The sequence below is a fragment of the Neobacillus sp. YIM B06451 genome, from assembly GCF_032667185.1.
Classification (GTDB): domain Bacteria; phylum Bacillota; class Bacilli; order Bacillales; family Cytobacillaceae; genus Bacillus_D.
Window position 1 is genome coordinate 495,197 of record NZ_JAVFKJ010000002.1, and the last position, 17,640, is coordinate 512,836.

General features: G+C 46.6%; 18 protein-coding genes. 8 read left to right on the plus strand and 10 right to left on the minus strand.

What is annotated here, in order from left to right:
- The first annotated feature begins 3 nt into the window (after positions 1 to 3).
- Entirely contained in the window at positions 4 to 336 is a 333-nt protein-coding gene (locus RB160_RS07090) for a spore coat protein (RefSeq protein WP_316569526.1), read from the plus strand.
- 117 nt (positions 337 to 453) lie between these two features.
- Here RB160_RS07090 and RB160_RS07095 read toward each other — a convergent pair whose 3' ends face one another.
- From RB160_RS07095 to RB160_RS07125, 7 genes are all read right to left on the minus strand, one after another.
- Positions 454 to 687 (minus strand): hypothetical protein, encoded by a 234-nt coding sequence (locus RB160_RS07095; RefSeq protein WP_316569527.1) that lies wholly within the window; start codon positions 685 to 687, stop codon positions 454 to 456.
- 13 nt (positions 688 to 700) lie between these two features.
- On the minus strand, positions 701 to 1,351 hold the full coding sequence (locus tag RB160_RS07100; protein WP_316569528.1) for an alpha/beta family hydrolase: 651 nt from the start codon (positions 1,349 to 1,351) through the stop codon (positions 701 to 703).
- A 92-nt stretch (positions 1,352 to 1,443) separates the two neighbouring features.
- A complete protein-coding gene (locus RB160_RS07105; RefSeq protein WP_316569529.1) occupies positions 1,444 to 1,701 on the minus strand; it encodes a YusU family protein in 258 nt (85 codons plus the stop codon).
- Positions 1,658 to 2,464: an IucA/IucC family C-terminal-domain containing protein gene (locus tag RB160_RS07110; RefSeq protein ID WP_316569530.1), complete on the minus strand. Its 807-nt coding sequence runs from the start codon at positions 2,462 to 2,464 to the stop codon at positions 1,658 to 1,660. The genes RB160_RS07105 and RB160_RS07110 overlap by 44 nt, the downstream gene beginning before the upstream one ends.
- A gap of 195 nt (positions 2,465 to 2,659) precedes the next feature.
- The gene (locus tag RB160_RS07115; protein ID WP_316569531.1) at positions 2,660 to 3,481 is read right to left on the minus strand and encodes an ABC transporter ATP-binding protein; all 822 of its coding nucleotides are present in this window, start codon (positions 3,479 to 3,481) and stop codon (positions 2,660 to 2,662) included.
- Between the two features lie 161 nt (positions 3,482 to 3,642).
- Positions 3,643 to 4,698, minus strand: coding sequence for a FecCD family ABC transporter permease (locus tag RB160_RS07120; RefSeq protein WP_316569532.1), 1,056 nt, complete (start codon positions 4,696 to 4,698; stop codon positions 3,643 to 3,645).
- The gene (locus RB160_RS07125) at positions 4,695 to 5,702 is read right to left on the minus strand and encodes a FecCD family ABC transporter permease (protein WP_316569533.1); all 1,008 of its coding nucleotides are present in this window, start codon (positions 5,700 to 5,702) and stop codon (positions 4,695 to 4,697) included. The genes RB160_RS07120 and RB160_RS07125 overlap by 4 nt, the downstream gene beginning before the upstream one ends.
- 372 nt (positions 5,703 to 6,074) lie before the next feature.
- On the opposite strand from RB160_RS07125, the gene RB160_RS07130 reads away from it, so the two are divergent.
- The 4 genes from RB160_RS07130 to RB160_RS07145 all read left to right on the plus strand — a co-directional run bounded on the left by RB160_RS07130 (position 6,075) and on the right by RB160_RS07145 (position 10,924).
- Positions 6,075 to 7,040, plus strand: coding sequence for an ABC transporter substrate-binding protein (locus RB160_RS07130; RefSeq protein ID WP_316569534.1), 966 nt, complete (start codon positions 6,075 to 6,077; stop codon positions 7,038 to 7,040).
- A 226-nt stretch (positions 7,041 to 7,266) separates the two neighbouring features.
- Positions 7,267 to 8,745, plus strand: coding sequence for a spore germination protein (locus tag RB160_RS07135; protein WP_316569535.1), 1,479 nt, complete (start codon positions 7,267 to 7,269; stop codon positions 8,743 to 8,745).
- Between the two features lie 15 nt (positions 8,746 to 8,760).
- Positions 8,761 to 9,858 carry a GerAB/ArcD/ProY family transporter gene (locus RB160_RS07140; RefSeq protein WP_316569536.1) on the plus strand — a complete coding sequence of 366 codons (1,098 nt, stop codon included), beginning with the start codon at positions 8,761 to 8,763 and terminating at the stop codon, positions 9,856 to 9,858.
- On the plus strand, positions 9,845 to 10,924 hold the full coding sequence (locus RB160_RS07145; RefSeq protein ID WP_316569537.1) for a Ger(x)C family spore germination protein: 1,080 nt from the start codon (positions 9,845 to 9,847) through the stop codon (positions 10,922 to 10,924). The genes RB160_RS07140 and RB160_RS07145 overlap by 14 nt, the downstream gene beginning before the upstream one ends.
- Positions 10,925 to 11,032: 108 nt before the next feature.
- Here RB160_RS07145 and RB160_RS07150 read toward each other — a convergent pair whose 3' ends face one another.
- Entirely contained in the window at positions 11,033 to 12,193 is a 1,161-nt protein-coding gene (locus tag RB160_RS07150) for an FtsW/RodA/SpoVE family cell cycle protein (RefSeq protein WP_316569538.1), read from the minus strand.
- 659 nt (positions 12,194 to 12,852) lie between these two features.
- Between RB160_RS07150 and RB160_RS07155 the strand changes: the two genes are divergently transcribed.
- Positions 12,853 to 13,635: an undecaprenyl-diphosphate phosphatase gene (locus RB160_RS07155; protein ID WP_316569539.1), complete on the plus strand. Its 783-nt coding sequence runs from the start codon at positions 12,853 to 12,855 to the stop codon at positions 13,633 to 13,635.
- A gap of 146 nt (positions 13,636 to 13,781) precedes the next feature.
- Here RB160_RS07155 and RB160_RS07160 read toward each other — a convergent pair whose 3' ends face one another.
- Both RB160_RS07160 and RB160_RS07165 read right to left on the minus strand, forming a co-directional pair.
- Positions 13,782 to 14,270, minus strand: a complete 489-nt coding sequence (locus RB160_RS07160) for a C40 family peptidase (RefSeq protein WP_316569540.1) — start codon at positions 14,268 to 14,270, stop codon at positions 13,782 to 13,784.
- A gap of 312 nt (positions 14,271 to 14,582) precedes the next feature.
- Entirely contained in the window at positions 14,583 to 15,248 is a 666-nt protein-coding gene (locus tag RB160_RS07165; protein ID WP_316569541.1) for an FMN-dependent NADH-azoreductase, read from the minus strand.
- Between the two features lie 431 nt (positions 15,249 to 15,679).
- Between RB160_RS07165 and RB160_RS07170 the strand changes: the two genes are divergently transcribed.
- Together RB160_RS07170 and RB160_RS07175 are read left to right on the plus strand one after the other, a co-directional pair.
- Complete coding sequence (locus RB160_RS07170) at positions 15,680 to 16,630, plus strand: substrate-binding domain-containing protein (RefSeq protein WP_316569542.1); 951 nt, start codon at positions 15,680 to 15,682, stop codon at positions 16,628 to 16,630.
- Positions 16,623 to 17,489, plus strand: a complete 867-nt coding sequence (locus tag RB160_RS07175) for an ABC transporter substrate-binding protein (RefSeq protein WP_316569543.1) — start codon at positions 16,623 to 16,625, stop codon at positions 17,487 to 17,489. Before RB160_RS07170 ends, RB160_RS07175 begins: the two co-directional genes overlap by 8 nt.
- The last annotated feature ends 151 nt before the right edge of the window (positions 17,490 to 17,640 follow it).

A 17,640-nucleotide genomic window follows, 5' to 3' on the forward strand; every position in this document is an offset into this window, starting at 1 on the left:
ACGATGACCAACAATTCGATTTCAAACCAACCGACGAAAGTTGAGAAAAACCCATCCATGAACGACCGGGATTTTATCAACGATTTGCTGGCGACCGAAAAATACATGACCCACGGCTATGATGTATTTTTGAACGAGGCGAGCCATATGGGCTTGTATAAGGATGTACTCGAAATGTACAACGAGACGCAAAATCTGCAACGCCATTTGTATAATGTGATGTTCCAGGAAGGCTGGTACAAGGTTGAACCGGCCCAGGCGCAATCGCTGCAGAAGAAGTCCCGGCAGTTCTCCGGCTATCGTGATCAGCTCCCTTATGGCGGGAATGTACAATAGGGAAAGGGATGCCCGGATGACATGACCGGGATCTTTTTCCCCAAAAATAGAGCCTCCGAAAAGGGGGCTTTTTCAAATTTGCCGAGAAATATTCGCGCTAATAACAATAACCCTCAACTACTTTAAATCAACGTCATCCCTTTTCAGGAGGACTTCCTCGACAAATTCCTTTACTTTATCACGCTTTGGTATCAGCCTTGATAGCCGGAGGTCGACATCCTTTAAAATGATCAGCAGTTCAATCAAAAGGGCTGATATAATACCAAACGCGATGATGCCACCTATTGGGCCAAGCAGCAACAAAGCCCCGCCGACAAAACTCATCAATACGGCAATTAAAAATAATCTCATGTTTTGCTCCTTTTTAGCGGGCTTCACTTGAATTGCGAATAAAATTAGCCAGAGTTTCTATGACGTGTTCCATCACGGAAAGAGACTGCCTTGTGTTACACGGTACGATTTCAAGGGAGTGGTCGGATTTCGGAATCGTTATGACCGTGACCATCGGATTGGTTTCGATGTCAGCGACTTTGCTTTCGCTAAAATGGTGATCGTTCTCGCCAATGGCGATGAATGCCTGGTGGCGGCAATCCCTTAAAGTTTCTGTAATTTGGTCGTATCTCAGGAGCGGCGTCAACAGCACCATTTTCGCATTTTCATAGCGGTTGTTCCTGATAAACTCATGAATGATTGGAATTGTTCCGAGAGATTTTCCCAAAAAGATAATCGAATCGTACTGCTTTTCCTCAAGAACTTCAGTTAGTACGGGATGGATATCGCTACAGAGAGTATCGTTTATTTCCGAAAGAGAGCGCTTGAACAAAGGCCCGTACTCATAGGAATAGTGGATATGGACCACATCGTACCCATTCTCGAGCATGGCCATGGTGGAATAGTAAAGCAGCGGTTTTTCGTACGTATAGCCTGCGCCTGAAAACATGAAGCGGACTGCCGCTCCTCCATTGTTAATGAAAGTGTAGCTGATTTGGTTTATTGTTCTTTTTTCGGCCTTCATCGGCAGCACCCCTGCAATCCAATTACCTAATTTTACTATTTTAGCACATAGGTGTATACCAATTTTCTCCCAAAAAAGCCACTCCCTACAGGTTAAGGGTGTGGCTTCGTGTTACGATGCTCCTCGTTTAGGCGTTTGATTTCGGCCATAAGTTCCTTCATTCCATCCTTCGCATCCGGATAAAGTGCGTTCCAATGCTTGGCGAGGGCTGGCATGGTCTTAGCGATGTGGGTGTAGAGGGCATACATCTTCACTTTCTCGGTAATGTCCTTGTCTGAGGTGCCGACAAGGAGTTCAGCGTATTTTTCAAGTAAGGCTTCGAACTGCATCGCAAACGTTTTCTGGTCCATTTGAGCATTTGCCCTCCATTTCAAGCTTCCGGCACGGGCACGTTTTACACCGCTTTGCCTTTTCGCCAGTCAAATTGGAAAAACAGCATGTTTGGCGGATTCGGACCATTTCGTCCAGGTCATCCACGTATGTTTTTTCATAGTAAAATTTACTGATTGGATTACGGTTATACTTCCCGAACAGGGACCCTTCCGCTTTTTTGAAAAGAAAGTCCAGGTCGTAGTCGGCATTTGGCACATTTTCAAGTTTTGATTCATACAGCCACATGAGATAGATAGCCGTGTTTTCCCACAGAATCAATTTTGAAAGGCCGGTCGTTTTGGCAAGCCTTTCGATGATCGGGTTGATGTGGCCGGCGAACAGCTCGGAAACCCCTTCTCGTAAGAGGGTTTGGCGGTCTGCTTTGGTAAATTCCTCTGTTTGCTTGTTTTCCAAGAAAAACTTCGGAAGCCATTTCGGTTCAGCTGAAGGCGGTTCGAAATAAATGTTTTCCGGACGTATATCAAGTTTTTTGTTCCAGGCCGTTATTGTGTAAAGGGCGACGACAGCTAGAAACGCATACCGTTTCATAAAAACTGAAGCGGCAACTTTATCGGAGTCCGTTTGGAATGTATCCTTAAGCCGCTCGATCAACGAATGCATTTCAGCTGGATCCAGCATCGCTTTAACGGAAATCATCCCTTCCATTGGCTCATCCGAAAAACGGAAATCCTTCAAAACTTCCTTCTCTATATCCGTCAATTTACCTACTTTGAACTCCAAATCCACACAACCCCCTTCTCTAAAAAGTATGAGCAAACATCAAGGGGCCTGGCACCGTTGTTGGGATGCCAGGAGATGTTAGAAATCTTCTTTTAGTGACCGAAAGACCCCCTGACCACCGCTGTTCGGACTTTAAATTGTCTTTTAAACGACCGAAAGACTGGCTGGCCACTGCTGTTCGAGCTTTAAAATTTCTTAGCCATTAACAGCAACGGCACTTTTTAGAATACAGCGGCCTTTCCCATATGGGATACAGAGCGGGGTGCCGAAGAGCGGGTCCATTGTGACCTCGCATTCCATACCGAAAACATTTTTGACGAGTGAGCAGTTGATGACGACTTCTGGACGGCCTTGCGCATATATTTGTTTGTTCTTGATGGCGACAATGTTATGTGCGTACCGGCAGGCGAGGTTGAGGTCGTGGAGGACCATGACGATTGTCCGGTTTTCACGCTCATTCAATTCGTAAAGCAAATCAAGAATTTCAATTTGATGGGTCATGTCCAGGTAAGTTGTTGGCTCATCAAGAAGCAGGATATCGGTATCCTGCGCCAATGTCATCGCAATCCAGGCGCGCTGCCTCTGCCCGCCGGACAAAGAATCGACAGGACGGTCCTTTAGTTCCTCAAGGCCGGTCGCCTTCAGCGCATCGTTCACCTTTTGTTCGTCTTCTTCGGACCATTGCCTTAGCCAAGATTGATACGGATACCGTCCCTGTTTTACAAGCTGGAGGACAGTCAGCCCTTCAGGAGCAACAGGCGTCTGCGGGAGGATGGCCATATTTTTGGCGACTTCCCTTGTCGATAGCTTTGAAATGGCCTTTCCCTCAAGCAGGACTGTGCCTGACTTTGGTTTCAGCAGGCGCGCAATTGAGCGAAGAAGGGTCGATTTCCCGCAGCCATTCCCTCCGATAAAAACCGTTATTTCACCTTTGGGAATTTTCAGGTCAAGTTCTTCGATGATCAATGTATCTCCGTAGGAAAGGGACAGTTCTTTCGTTTCAATCGCTTGCGTCATTTCAGACAGCTCCTTTACACGTTATCACGTTTTGTTCAAATGGCTTATACGATGTCTATATCATCCGAGAACGTTTTTATCTTTCGCAAAATCGGTTTGTTTTTAATATGACCAAGTTGCTTTATTTAGAATTTCTTCTCTCCAATTATTCAGCCTTACTTTTATTGGTTCCTTGTTTTAAAAAGTAGATAGATGAAGTAGGGCGCTCCGATGCCTGCGGTGAATACGCCGGCTGGTACTTCGAGCGGCGAGAACATGGTCCTTCCTATAAGGTCCGCGGCCATGACGAGGATTCCACCCAGTATGGCTGAAACCGGTAGCAGCGCCCCGAAGGAAGAACCGACGAGCCTGCGCGCCATGTGCGGAGCCATGAGGCCAACGAAGCCGATGCCGCCCGCGAATGCAACGGACGTTCCGATTAATCCAGTCGAAATTGCGAGCAGGGCAAAGCGTTGTTTTTGTACACGTGAACCCAGCCCCGTAGCGACATCATCCCCAAGCTCCTGAATGTTCAAGTTCCTGGCAGCAATGATAGCTAGTACTATTAATATGATTGTGGCCGGCAAGGCGATTGAAACGTTCGCCCACGTTGAGCCATAGACAGTTCCTGTTATCCAAATATTCGCCTGGCTTGCCTGAAAAATCGGTCCTAGGATCATCATCATCGTAGTTAAAGCTTTCATTAAGGCCATTAGCCCAATCCCAATCAGGACAAGGCGAATTGGCGAAACTCCATTTTTCCAGGCAAGAATGTAAACAAGGAATGCGGCAACCGCTGCGCCTATAAATGCGGCGACCGGAAGCCAGGCGATGCTGACGGTCAGAGCGTTGCTTCTGTCACTAAATATGGCGAGAAAGCCGACGACCGCGACCGATGCGCCGCCAGTAATGCCCAGGATATCAGGCGATGCGAGCGGGTTGCGGATCATCCCCTGCAGGATGCCTCCAGCCACGGCAAGCCCCATGCCGACCGTAAGCGCGATAATAATGCGCGGAAGCCGGAACGATTTAACGATCAACTGATCCATTTCGGTTCCGCCGCCAAAAAATACTTGGAGGACGGTGAGAGGGCTAATTTTCATTTCCCCCATCGCCGTACTCCCTACAAAAAGGGCAAAGGCGGCTAGGGCTAGCCCAAAAAAGACAAACAGTGCTTTTTTATCGAGAAGGAAGGAAATCCTTCCTTTTAAAAATCGAGTGCTTTTGAATTGGCTCATCGGCTGTTAAACCCCCTTCTCGCAATATAAATGAAAAATGGGGTGCCGATGATCGCTGTTGTGACGCCGACCGGTACTTCCTGTGGCATAAGCAGGTAACGGGAGGCGATATCCGCTGCCAATAAAAGCATGGCTCCAAGGAGCGCCGCATACGGGATGACCCAGCGGTGATCGATGCCGACAATCGAACGGGTTACATGCGGGATGACGATACCGATAAACCCAATAGGGCCGGCTACCGCGACTGCCCCGCCGGCGAGAAGGATGACAAGGATCCCGATGCCAATTTTAACAAAGGCGGTGTTTAGCCCAAGGCCTTTCGCCACGTCCTCGCCCATTGACAGGACATTCATTTTCGAAGCGATGAGCAGCGACCCAATCCAGCCAATTGCCAGGTAAGGAAGTACGGCAACGAGGTTATCCAGCTCCCGTCCGGCGACGGACCCCGCGAGCCAGAATAGCACCTGCTCAAGGGCCGCTTCATTCAGGACGAGCAAGCCTTGGGTAAAACTGGCGAACATCGCAGAAAGCGCGGCGCCAGCAAGAGTCAGTTTCATTGGGGTAAGCCCTTCGCGGCCAAATGATCCGACTGCGTAAACGCCGATTGCTGCAGCAGCTGCCCCGAAAAACGAGAGCCATGTGAAAGCCTGGATGCTGTCCACTTTAAGGAGCGTGACAGCGATAACCACCATCATCCCGGCACCCGCATTTACGCCGAAAATATCTGGCGATGCGAGCGGGTTTTTTGTCAATGTCTGGAGGAGGACCCCCGACACAGCAAGGCTCGCTCCGACAGCTGCGGCGATGAACGCGCGTGGCAGGCGGACCGATTCTATAATTAAATGTTCATTCGATCCGTTAAAGTTGGTGAATGTTTCGATGGCCATTTTAATTGTTGTGTCCGTATAGCCAAACACAATGCTAGCCACCATCAGGGCAAGCATCAATAAGATGGCCCCGAAAAGGCCTATCCACTTTAAACCTGTATTCTTTAGGAAAACCATAATAGTGAAAACCTTTCCCACTTTTACATGATTGACTAGTTATATATCTAGTCTAAAGCGGCTCGGAGAGAGTGTCAATGATTCTGAGAATCATTTTCAGTTGGTTTTCCCTCTTTTCACCGATTTGTCAAACTGCTGATAGGACTTGTGTGCCAGGACCATCTGGACGCTTTTTGTATGCCTGGGCTTACTTGCACCTTCGTTACCGCTCAGGTAGTTCCTCTTCTTTTCAGGTTTTTGCCTGTTCACATTTCCGCCAATTACTTGAGAATTATTTTCAATTAAATCATTGACATGTTCATTTTATCATTTTATGATGATGGTGGAATTGAAAATGATTATCATTAACATTTATCAGGAGGCACGACAAACATGAGAAAGATGAAAAGCATATTCTCACTGATGGCGATTTTCGCGGTGCTATTATTGGCTGCTTGCGGAGGAAATGAAAAGGACAACTCGGCAGACAAGGATAAATCCAAGACTGAGGAAGATCAAAGCTATACAATTGAACACGCAATGGGTACCACCACGCTTAAAAATACTCCCGAGCGCGTCGTTATTTTAACAAACGAAGGTACTGAAGCATTGCTTGCCCTGGGCATTAAACCGGTTGGCGCTGTTCAATCGTGGACAGGCGACCCTTGGTACGACCACATCAAGGATGACATGAAGGATGCAAAGGTTGTTGGCGTTGAGAGCCAGGTCAATGTTGAAGCAGTTGCGGCTCTGAAGCCGGATTTGATTATCGGCAACAAAATGCGCCAGGAAGAAATTTATGAACAACTGAACGCAATTGCTCCTACAGTATTTGCCGAAACGCTGCGGGGCGACTGGAAACAAAACTTCGAGTTATATGCGAAAGCTGTCAATAAAGAAGAAAAAGGTAAAGAAGTACTTGCCGATTATGGCAAGCGCATCGAAGACTTGAAAGGCAAGCTTGGCGAAAAGCTTAGCATGAAGGTTTCAATGGTCCGTTTCATGGCTGGCGATGTCCGGATTTACCATAAGGACACATTCTCCGGTGTAATTCTTGAGGAACTCGGCTTTGCCCGTCCGGAAAGCCAGGACGTGGACGATTTTGCCGAAAAGAACGTAACAAAGGAGCGCATTCCGGCGATGGATGGCGACATCCTCTTCTACTTCACATATGAAGAAGGCGACGGCAAGGCGTCCCAGGTTGAAAAGCAATGGATTGAAGACCCTCTGTTCAAAAATCTGGAAGTTTCCAAGAAGGGCAATGTCCATAAAGTCAGCGACACAATCTGGAACACAGCCGGCGGTGTTATTGCTGCAAACCTGATGCTAGACGATATTGAAAAGATTTTCGCGGAATAATTTCAGCGGAACATGCGTATAGGCTCCCTTGCATGACAGCTCTATCTCCCCTATATAACCTTTTGCACCTGCTTATGCGGGTGCTTTTTTTTGTATAGGTGCCTAAACCCACTTGGACGTATTTGCTCTATTATGGTGCTTGCACCTTTTTGAAACTTTCCCTATTTTTCATATTTGTGGTTTTTTTGGGGATGCTATCTGTGTTGATTTTGTGGAGGTGTAAGCGATGGGGCGGAAGACTGGAGTGGAAGTGCCGCTTCCGGAGATTATTTTGCAGTCGAATGATTTTGTACAGCAGGAATATTCGAATCGGAAGACGGGAGTTAAGTTCCATTTATCATTTTTTTCTACTCTAGTGGATGAAAAAATTGTCCAAAGGGATATTCTTCCCTACCTGTTGGAACGGCACTTCGAATTTATCGATGATGTGACGGCATTGGTGCCTATTACTGGAATAGAGATTTTAGACAAACCGGATAAGCTCGAGGAAAAGGTGCTAAGGGGCTATCTTCTTTTGACTGTAGGGACAGACCCGGGGAAGTTCGCCATTTTTGAAACGAAGGAGGCCAATGTCCGCGCTATCTCTCCGCCCGAGGTCGAATTCAGCGTCATCGGGCCAAAGGAAGCGTTTGTGGAGTCGATTGTGGTAAATACAAACTTGATTAGGAAGCGTCTTCCAATTAAGGAACTCGTATCTGAAGAGATCACGGTCGGCTCGCTGACGAAAACGAAGGTTGCGGTTTTTCATATCAAGGGCATTACCGACCCGGACAATGTAAAAACAATTACGGATCGGATAAAGGCAATCGATTTTGATGCGGTTATCGACAGTTCCTACATCGTGCAGCTGATTTCCGATAATAGGAATTCCCCTTTCCCACAGCTGCTCGATACGGAGCGGCCAGATCGGGTGGCTGCCATTCTTGCGGAAGGAAAAGTCGCGGTTCTAGTCGATGGATCACCGCATGCGTTAATTGGGCCCACAACGCTGAGCGAGTTTTTTAGTTCGTTTGACGATTATTTCCTAAATTGGGTGTTATCTTCCTTTATCAGACTCATCCGTTTTTTTTCAATCGCGTTTTCGGTACTAATCACTCCCGTATATGTGGCGGTCCTTACGTATCATTACGAACTGATCCCAAAGGATCTGCTTACTACACTTGTCAGTTCGAGGAGAGTGATCCCGTTTCCTCCAATCCTTGAGGCACTCTTCCTTGAATTGACAATTGAACTGCTCCGAGAGGCCGGTGCCCGTCTTCCGACAAAGGTTGGCCAAACAATCGGTATTGTAGGAGGTATCGTCATTGGGACAGCCTCGGTCGAAGCCGGTCTGACGAGCAACGTCCTGCTCATTTTTGTGGCACTCGCAGGGCTAGCCTCATTTACTACTCCCGTTTACAAAATGGGGAATACGATTCGGTTGCTGCGCTTTCCATTTTTGCTGTTTGCTGCGCTATGGGGATTGCTGGGCATTGTCTTCTGCTTTTGCATTTTACTAACGCATTTAATTAGGTTAACTTCCATGAACAGGCCGTTTCTTCACCCCTTATATCCGCCTCGGCTGGCCGATAACAAGGATGTTCTCATCCGATTCCCGTTCTCAGCCGTTAGTACCAGGCCGATGTTTTTGCGTACGAAAAATCCATTCCGATTCAATCCGAAAAATATGAGGAAGCTAAAGGAAATGAAAGACATTGACGACTAAAAAGGGGTGGATGGAATGTCTGAGATGGTTCCGGATAAGGTTAAAGTTTCCCCATTTCTCGTTTTCTTCATCATTCACGGAATGCAATTCGGTGTTGGGGTCCTCGGCTTCCAGCGTATCATCGCCAAGCATGCCGGCTATGATGCATGGATTGCGGTATTAATCGCCGGTCTTGCAATCCATCCTTTAGTTTGGATGGTTTATAAAATGGCGGGAATTGCTGGCGGGGATATTGTCTCCATTCATGAGTTTACTTTTGGCAAGTTGCTAGGAAAATTAATCAGCCTTCCGTTGATACTTTATTTCACATTAACTGCCATTATACCGCTTAGGAGCTTCATCCAAATTGTCCAGGTTTGGATGTTCCCCGGCCTTAGTACATTCTGGTTTGGGCTTGCATTTCTCCTGCTGGTCATTTACGTCATTCAAGGCGGGTTCAGGACGATTACTGGGATCGTTTTTTTCGGGGTTTTTTTCACCTTTTACTTGTTGTTCGTGTTTTTGTACACGATTCCTTATTCCGACTACTCGGATTTGCTGCCTATTTTCAACCATTCATTTAAGGATTTAGGGCTAGCGGCGTTGTACATGTCATTCACCTATCTAGGCTGGGAAAGTCTGCTTGTTTTGTATCCTTTTATTAAAAATCCCCAGTCCTCGCATAAGTGGGCGCAGCGTGGGATCTTGTTTACAACGATTCAATATGTTTTCATCGCCGTCATTTCATTTGGCTATTATTCGGAAGGCCAACTGCAACGGACAATTTGGGCAACGCTCTCAATGTTTAAAATTGTGGAAATGCCTTTTATCGAGCGGTTTGAATATATCGGAATTGCGACCTGGGCACTAAACGTCCTTCCGATTGTTTGCCTTGGCTTATGGGCCGCCTCACGAATCCTAAAACGCACTTACAATATAAAACAAAAATACAGCGTTTATTTTCTTGCAGTAGTAGCCCTTATCTGTATAACCCTTATTCAATCCCGGGAACAGGAGGCTGCGTTAACTACTTTCTTAGGAAGAGCGGGGTTCGTTCTAGGTTTCGGTTATTTACCCCTCCTTTTTATTGCAGTTCTTATCGCTAGGAAGGTGAAAGGCAATGAAAAAAAATAGGTGGTATTACCTCCAGATTGTGCTCTGCTCCTTGCTTCTTTTGGGTGGATGCGTACAAACGGAAATTATTGACGATGTCCGGCTTGTCACAGGCATCGGCTTTGATAAGGGTGAAGGGGATAAGGTAATCGGGACCGCTTTGATTCCGTTCTTTTTGCCTGACCAAACAGTAGAAAATAACACCCTGACTACCTCAGCTTCGCCAACGAGGGATCTTTTTAACAGCTTTCAGCAGATGTCTCCCGATCCGGTTGTAACGGGTTCTGTGGAGATAGTTCTTTTTGGGATGGATTTTGCAAAAGAAGGAATTTATCAAGTCCTTGACTCCCTTCAACGCGACCCTGGCGTCGGAACAAAAACTTATTTGGCAGTCGTTGATGGAAAGGCCCAGGAAATACTTGAAGGAGATTTCGGAAAGCAGGGAAACGCCTCCTTTATTGCTGATATGCTGGAACATAATATCAAGACAAGAGACTTGCCAAAAACAAATATGCACCTGTTTATGTCTGATTATTATCAAACAGGAAAAACCGCGTACCTTCCCCTTATCAAAAAAAAGGACGACAAAGCCGTCCAGCTTAACGGGATTGCCCTTTTTAAAGATGGAAAGGTTGTTGATAAAGTTCCCCGAAATGACATGTTCTTTTTCAAGATAATGACCGGGGATTATGGGGAGGCGAGCCAAAGGGTAGTTCTTGGTAAAAATAAGGCCATGGTTGAAAGTATAAGAACAAAATTTAAGAAGAAGCTGGTCCGCCGCAATCCTTATGAAATCGATGTGCACATTAAGGTGAAAGGGTTCCTTCCTCAGTATACAGGGCATCACCTTGACCAAAAAATCATTAATGAAGTTGAGCGCGCCTTGGAAAACCAAATACGATCTTACTCCGGGAAACTAGTAAAACAATTTCAGAAAAAAGACGTAGACCCATTCGGCTTCGGGCACTTCGTTAAATCAAAAACCCGCGGCTTCAGCTATAAAAAGTGGAAACAAACAGACTACAGAAACCTCAAAGTGAACATAATGCCCAGTGTCTCCATCGTCGAAAGCGGTGTTATCCAATAAAAATGGTGCCAGGCAACCGGGACATTTTGTCCGCCAGGATGCCAAGCACCGATAGTTTGGAGTCGAATTGTGCACTTCGACCAAAAGGGTGGCCGGGAAACGGGCCACCTATTCTTTGGTTGAGAACATGTATTTTTTATAGTGATAGCGGATGGAGAAGATGAGTGCGATGGCGAGCATGTTGCCCATGAGGGAGCTGCCTCCGTATGAGACAAATGGCAATGGAATGCCTGTAATGGGCAAAAGTCCGATGGTCATACCGATGTTCTGGAAGACATGGAAGGTGATCATCGAAATAACGCCGACGCACAGGTACGTATAGTAGTTATTCTTCGTTTCCATCCCTACCTTGGTAATGTGGTAAATCAGCAAAAAGAACAGTGAGATGAGAATGCTCGCGCCCACGAAGCCAAATTGCTCACCGACGACAGCGAAAATGAAATCCGTATGGCTTTCCGGCAGGTAGACCTGCAGCTTCCCGAAGCCTTTCCCCTCCGTTTGCCCCGAACCAATTGCAAGCAACGATCGTGTTAACTGGAACCCGGTCGAGCTTTGGTAATTGTACGGATCGAGCCACGAATAAATCCTTCCGAACTGGTAGGGCTGGACCCCGAGGTATTTCTCAAGAAGCTCCGGCTTCCAGAGGACAAAGTATAAAATCGCCGCTGCAAGCGACAGGCCCCCGGCAAAAATTGGGACGAGCAGTTTCCATGTAATGCCTGCAATAAAAATCATTCCAACCAGGATGGCGATGAACACGAGCGATGTGCCTAGATCGGGCTGCTGCATGACGAGCACGAGCGGCACAAATGTCACAGCGGCCAATTTTACCAAAAGGATAAAGTCAGTTCCAATCGTTTTGACCGGATATTTCTGGTGGTGGTCCCAAATGAGCTTCGATAACGCAAGGATAATAAACACTTTTATAAATTCTGAAGGCTGGAGAGATCCGATTCCCGGAACCTTAAACCACGATTTCGCTCCGTTGATGCGGGGGGCGATCGAATCGGGTGCAATAATAAGGAGTACAAGCAGGAAAAGCCCGAAGCCATAGGCATACCAGGTTATTTTTTTCAGTTGGTCGGAGTCAAGCGAGATAACGGCTGCAATGATGCCGCTGCCAACTGCGTACCAGAGGATTTGCTTCACGAGGAAATTTCCTTCGTACTGGCCGGAGCTTTGCGCGCTATAGATGGCGATACAGCTTGCGAGGAATAGCAACAGCAGGATAAGTGCAAGATTATAGTCAATTTTCGATGTGTTTTTCATTTTGGCGGTGATCTCCTTCGTCCCTTCCAGTGTGGAACGGCAAGGGGTTTTTGTGTGCGGTAATCGTCTATATGCCCGCTGGCAATTACTGATGGCGCCGGGCTCGTCCCAAAAGCATTCATCTTTTTAAGCGTGGCAGTTTTTCACAAAAGCTCTAGCGAGAATGGAATAAATGTCAAATGAAACTCAAGTAAAATCGGTTAGGCTACAATACTTCATTATATTTTTTTCAGAAGGAAATCTCAACATAAAAGCGGTTCAAGGTAAAATTTGGCCCTTGCCATCAACCTATCAAATCCACTACCCTATTCCTCCAATAGCACCTTCTCAAACTAAGCGTGATTAGCTTCAGGTTCTTGCGTGTTGCCTTTCCGTATTGTTGGCATTACAGCTTTTACAAACAAGCTATGATTAGGTGCAGTAACGTGTATTTTTCCTTGACGGCTACCCAAAATGGCAACTAAAATGAGATGATGGTGCTGGAAATTTCTGTTTAGTTTCCCCGAAATACAGGGATTCACCCAGGGCTATAAGATTGATTGTTCGCATACATATAATGGACAGGTTGCTTTCCCCAGGCCGGAATGTGCGCCAATTTAAGCCCTATGTATTGCATCGTTCCACCCATGGACGGTATTCAGGAAATTTGGAGGTACGCGATGTTAACGAAAATTGAAGCATTTATTCTGGGGCTGATTCAGGGTTTGACCGAATTTTTGCCGATCAGCTCAACTGGCCATCTCTATCTGGGCCGTAACTTGTTTGGCTTGCAGGAAGCCGGGCTGCTGCTTGACACGATGCTCCACGTTGGGACACTCGTGGCGGTGTTTGTTTTTTACAGGCACGAATTTTTAAAAATCATCCGTAATCCATTTGGCAAACTCACATGGCTGCTGGTTGTTGGAACGATTCCCGCAGTGGTTGTTGGCCTCTTGTTGAAGGATTATATTGATGAAATTTCAAAAACAGGCTCAACGATTGGATGGGAATTCCTCATTACCGGACTGTTTCTATGGATGGCCGATTCAATTAAAAACGGCCACAAAAAAATGGAGGACATCTCCTACAAAGATTCCTTTATTATAGGGGTCTTCCAGGCAGCCGCAATTATGCCTGCAATTTCACGTTCGGGCTTTACAATTGTCGCCGCGCTTTGGCGAAAGCTTGACCGGGAAACGGCAGCCTATTTCTCGTTTCTCCTATCGACACCGGCGATTGTTGGAGCGGTCGTCCTGCAATCCTTCGATCTTATGGAAGGCGGCGCCGAAACGATTTCCCTATCCGCGCTTATCGTGGGTATCATTTCTTCAGCCATTTTCGGCTATATCGCGGTACGGTGGATGATTGGCTACCTGAAAAACCACTCCCTGAAACCATTCGCGATTTACGTGTGGGCTTTGGGCGTAGCCGTCTTGTTCTTTCAATTTACAGGTAAATTTTAATTTCAAAGCTGAACACCCGTCCAGTGCCTGGGCGAGTGTTTTTTTAAAGAACAGACTGAAGAGTTACATATGAAGAGAAATATGTTCTTAATAAAACACGAGAAAAAGGACCGGAAACGCCCAGTCCTCTTCTTATTCGCCTTCCATCACTGCTCGAGGAACCTCTTTGCTCCGACGTATCGGTCTTTCCAATACGTTGTATCCAATGATTGGATGGAGACTCCTTTTGAAGGTGTAACGGTGATGAATTTATTTTTGCCAAGATAGATTCCTACAGAAGATACGTCTTTGCCATTCGTATTAAAGAAGACAAGATCGCCTTCTTTAAGATTTTTTGTGGCAATTGTTTTTCCGGCTTTGTATTGGTCTTTTGAAGTGCGTGGGAGGCTGATTTTTGCGGCCGATTTTTTATAAACGAACTGAGTGTAGCCTGAAGCATCAAAGCCTTTTGTTGCTGTACCGCCCCATTTGTAGGGTGAGCCAATATAGCGTTTAGCCTCTTCTGTTACCTCTTGCCCCCAGGAAACAGATGCCTCCGCCTTTTTCCCAAACGATGCAAATACCATTGATAGTGCCAGTGCCAGAACCAATCCTAATAAAATAAAGCTTTTTGTAAATTGAATGCGAATAGCCATGTTCATTAACCCCCAATTTTAATGTTTTGTTCGTTACGACACTATAGTCGAGGGGAAGGCTAGTATAGTTTCGGTTTTTCCAAATGAAGTCCTCGACATTAAAATTGCCCTGGAACGACAAATTTCCCAGGAAATAGCGTAATTTGCTTGAGGGAAATAGTCCTAACGGCTGGAAAAACATAAATGAAGCTAATCTAAAGGACAAATCTTCTAATGGTAAGCTCCAAAAACAACAAAAGGCTTAGAAGATAAATCCTTCTTAAGCCTCTTACTCACAAATTAGTATCCAGTTTACCACAAAGTTTCTAACCTTTATTCTGTTGCCATATTCCCTCTTGCCATTTCACGTGCGGCTTCGGCTGCGCGTTCTTTTGCCGCGGCCATGATGGCAGGAACTTCTTTCGGAAAATGGTCGACACCTTCCGCGTAAACTGTCGGAAGGACTTCCATCCCTAGGAAACGAAGTGCGGTCGTCAAGTACTGGTCGCCAAAATTGAAATCCTTAAGTGGCCCCTCGGAGTAAATCCCGCCGCGCGTCTGCAGGTGGATAGCCTTTCTGCCAGTAAGCAGCCCATGCCGGTTGCCGGGGTCTGGGTCAAACGTCTTGCCGGCGATGAATAGGTTATCCATGAACGCTTTTAATATTGCCGGCGAGCCAAGGTTCCAGATTGGGGATACAAACACATAATAATCATTGTCGATAAAACGGTCGGCGAGCGCGTGCATCTCGGTGATCTGCTTCCTCTCCCCTTCGCTTAGGTCCTCCATCTTCTTCCCCATGAAGCTCAGTTTCGCCCGTGCATACAACATATCCATATCAATGATTGGGATATCCATATCGTAAAGGTGCATATGTGTTATTTCAACATCAGGCTGCTCTTGCTTAAAGGCATCAAGAAACGCCTCGCCAAGCTGCATTCCTTTAGAAATTTTACTGTCGGTCTTTGGTGTCGCGGTTACGTAAAGAAGCTTTGCCATGAACATCCCTTCCTTATATAAAAAATTCACTCTCTTCAATAGTACAGTAAAACTCATCTGTGAGGGGTTGAACAATCGATGGCGTTTATGGAGATTATGTGACTGGCATATCAAAATCTTGGCCAACCTCCCTCTGTTCTGTTGCCAAAAACCAAATAAGACTAAACAAAACTTAACTAAACTAAATAAAAATTAACAAAACGTAACAAAAATCACTTCCCCAAGCATTGGAAATCGTTTACTATGAAACTATCAGACAATTTGAAACGCCTCTTAGAAGCGGCAAGACTATTGAAACAGTTTTGGAGCAAAGCATCACATCCAAACTAATTCAAATCTTTTAAAATGTTAGGATCATGAATGCCATATACCTATTTAATGCTCCGGCACAAACATTACATGCCATCTTAATACAAAAAGGAGGCTCTTTCGTGGAATTGAAAGCGTATACGCCTGATGAGGTAGCCCGAATTTTCCAGATTTCCAAACACACGGTTTACGAGATGATCAAACGCGGTGAGCTTCAAGCGTTCAAAATCGGCAATAAAATGCGCATTGAGCACGATGAAATTGAGCGCTACAAGGGCAGCATGAAAGCGCCGGCCCGAAAGCCAGCCCCCGAACAGCCTCAGCAGCCCGCGGCAAGCAAGCAATTCCAGGCACGCCTAGCTGGAAGCCACGATTTCCTCGTCGAGCATCTCGTCAAGGAGACGGCCTCGGCCCAAGGACTGCAAATTCAGCCAACGTATATCGGCAGCCTTGAAGGCCTGATGATGCTGTACCGAGGCCAGGCCGACATAGCAGCGATGCACCTATTGGATCCAGCCTCGCAGCAATACAATTTGCCGTTCATCCACCAGCTGTTCGTCTATGAAACAATCAGCGTCATGCGGCTCGCTTCCAGGGAGCAGGGCTTTATCGTCGCAAAGGGAAATCCAAAGGGCATACGAGGATTCAGCGACCTTGCCCGGACGGATATCCGTTTCATCAACCGGCAAAAGGGCTCCGGAACCCGGTTTCTGCTCGACTCGAAGCTTCTTGCGAACGGGATTGCCCCGGCCGACATCAACGGTTATGAGAATGAGGAATGGACACATCTTTCGACGGCCTCCCACATCAGCAGGGGCGCCGCGGATGCCGCATTCGGAATCCGTTCAGCCGCATCCCATCTAGGCCTTGACTTCATTCCCGTCGCAAAGGAGCAGTTCGACCTTGTGTTCCGCTGGACGGATGAAAACCGGGAAACACTAAGGAAATTGGCTTCATTTTTACAATCGGAAGAATTCAAAACGAGCCTTTCAAACCTCGAAGGCTACGACATAAGCGAGCTCGGGAAAATGATTTACGAAACTACCCAACCGGAGGCAACTTTAAATGTTTAAAAATCGCTATCTATCAATATTAATTATCGCTTTCCTCCTTCTGTTATCCGCTTGCTCAAGCTCTGGAACATCGGCAGAAAAGAAATCGGCTGATAAGGAAAAAGCGGCAGAACCGCCTCAAGATGTCATTCTTGCCACTACGACGAGCACCCAGGACAGCGGGCTCCTCGATGTGCTCATTCCTGTATTTGAAGAAAAGTATAACGCAAACGTAAAAACAATTGCGGTCGGTACTGGTCAGGCGCTTGAAATGGGCACGAAAGGCGAAGCGGATGTCCTGCTCGTACATGCCCCTGAAGCCGAGCAGGCCATAGTTGACGCCGGTGATGCGGTTAACCGGAAGCGCATCATGTACAATGACTTCATCGTCGTAGGCCCAACTAGCGATCCGGCTGGAATCAAAGGCCTGCCAACGAAGGAAGCATTCAAAAAGCTTACTGAATCAAAAGCCGTTTTCGTATCCCGCGGCGACGATTCAGGTACGCATAAAAAAGAACTCGGCATCTGGAAAGCCATTTCCGCAACACCTGAAGGCGACAATTATATTGAAAGTGGCCAGGGAATGGGGCCGACCCTTCAAATCGCCTCCGAAAAACAGGGTTACACCCTAACTGACCGGGCGACCTACCTTGCCCAGGAAAAAAATCTGCAAGATTTCCAAATTATCGTAGAGGGTGATCCTGACCTGCAAAACATCTACCACGTCATGCAGGTTAATCCTGAGAAACACACGAAGGTCAATGCCAAGGGCGGCGAGCAGTTCGTCGAGTTCATGGTCGACAGTAAAACCCAGGATATGATCGAAGAGTTTGGAAAAGACGAATACGGCCAGTCGCTGTTCTTCAAGTATACAGAGTAGTTGGCCACTAATTCGCTTACTAAAAACTGCTTCCCGGTTAAGTGTCCGCGGGGCGAATCCTAGCAGTAGCAAACAGGATTTTCCCTTCCTGTTTCTATAGAGTTCCCTTTTATCTGCCCCCGTTTTCGCCAAGGACGGGGGCAACCCTATT

Excerpts from the sequence above, each read along its gene's own strand:
- RB160_RS07090 (WP_316569526.1), top strand. The coding sequence starts at position 4 with ATGACCAACAATTCGATTTCAAACCAACCGACGAAAGTTGAGAAAAAC.
- RB160_RS07095 (WP_316569527.1), bottom strand. The coding sequence starts at position 687 with ATGAGATTATTTTTAATTGCCGTATTGATGAGTTTTGTCGGCGGGGCT.
- RB160_RS07100 (WP_316569528.1), bottom strand. The coding sequence starts at position 1,351 with ATGAAGGCCGAAAAAAGAACAATAAACCAAATCAGCTACACTTTCATT.
- RB160_RS07105 (WP_316569529.1), bottom strand. The coding sequence starts at position 1,701 with ATGGACCAGAAAACGTTTGCGATGCAGTTCGAAGCCTTACTTGAAAAA.
- RB160_RS07115 (WP_316569531.1), bottom strand. The coding sequence starts at position 3,481 with ATGACGCAAGCGATTGAAACGAAAGAACTGTCCCTTTCCTACGGAGAT.
- RB160_RS07120 (WP_316569532.1), bottom strand. The coding sequence starts at position 4,698 with ATGAGCCAATTCAAAAGCACTCGATTTTTAAAAGGAAGGATTTCCTTC.
- RB160_RS07125 (WP_316569533.1), bottom strand. The coding sequence starts at position 5,702 with ATGGTTTTCCTAAAGAATACAGGTTTAAAGTGGATAGGCCTTTTCGGG.
- RB160_RS07130 (WP_316569534.1), top strand. The coding sequence starts at position 6,075 with ATGAGAAAGATGAAAAGCATATTCTCACTGATGGCGATTTTCGCGGTG.
- RB160_RS07135 (WP_316569535.1), top strand. The coding sequence starts at position 7,267 with ATGGGGCGGAAGACTGGAGTGGAAGTGCCGCTTCCGGAGATTATTTTG.
- RB160_RS07140 (WP_316569536.1), top strand. The coding sequence starts at position 8,761 with ATGTCTGAGATGGTTCCGGATAAGGTTAAAGTTTCCCCATTTCTCGTT.
- RB160_RS07145 (WP_316569537.1), top strand. The coding sequence starts at position 9,845 with ATGAAAAAAAATAGGTGGTATTACCTCCAGATTGTGCTCTGCTCCTTG.
- RB160_RS07150 (WP_316569538.1), bottom strand. The coding sequence starts at position 12,193 with ATGAAAAACACATCGAAAATTGACTATAATCTTGCACTTATCCTGCTG.
- RB160_RS07155 (WP_316569539.1), top strand. The coding sequence starts at position 12,853 with ATGTTAACGAAAATTGAAGCATTTATTCTGGGGCTGATTCAGGGTTTG.
- RB160_RS07160 (WP_316569540.1), bottom strand. The coding sequence starts at position 14,270 with ATGGCTATTCGCATTCAATTTACAAAAAGCTTTATTTTATTAGGATTG.
- RB160_RS07165 (WP_316569541.1), bottom strand. The coding sequence starts at position 15,248 with ATGGCAAAGCTTCTTTACGTAACCGCGACACCAAAGACCGACAGTAAA.
- RB160_RS07175 (WP_316569543.1), top strand. The coding sequence starts at position 16,623 with ATGTTTAAAAATCGCTATCTATCAATATTAATTATCGCTTTCCTCCTT.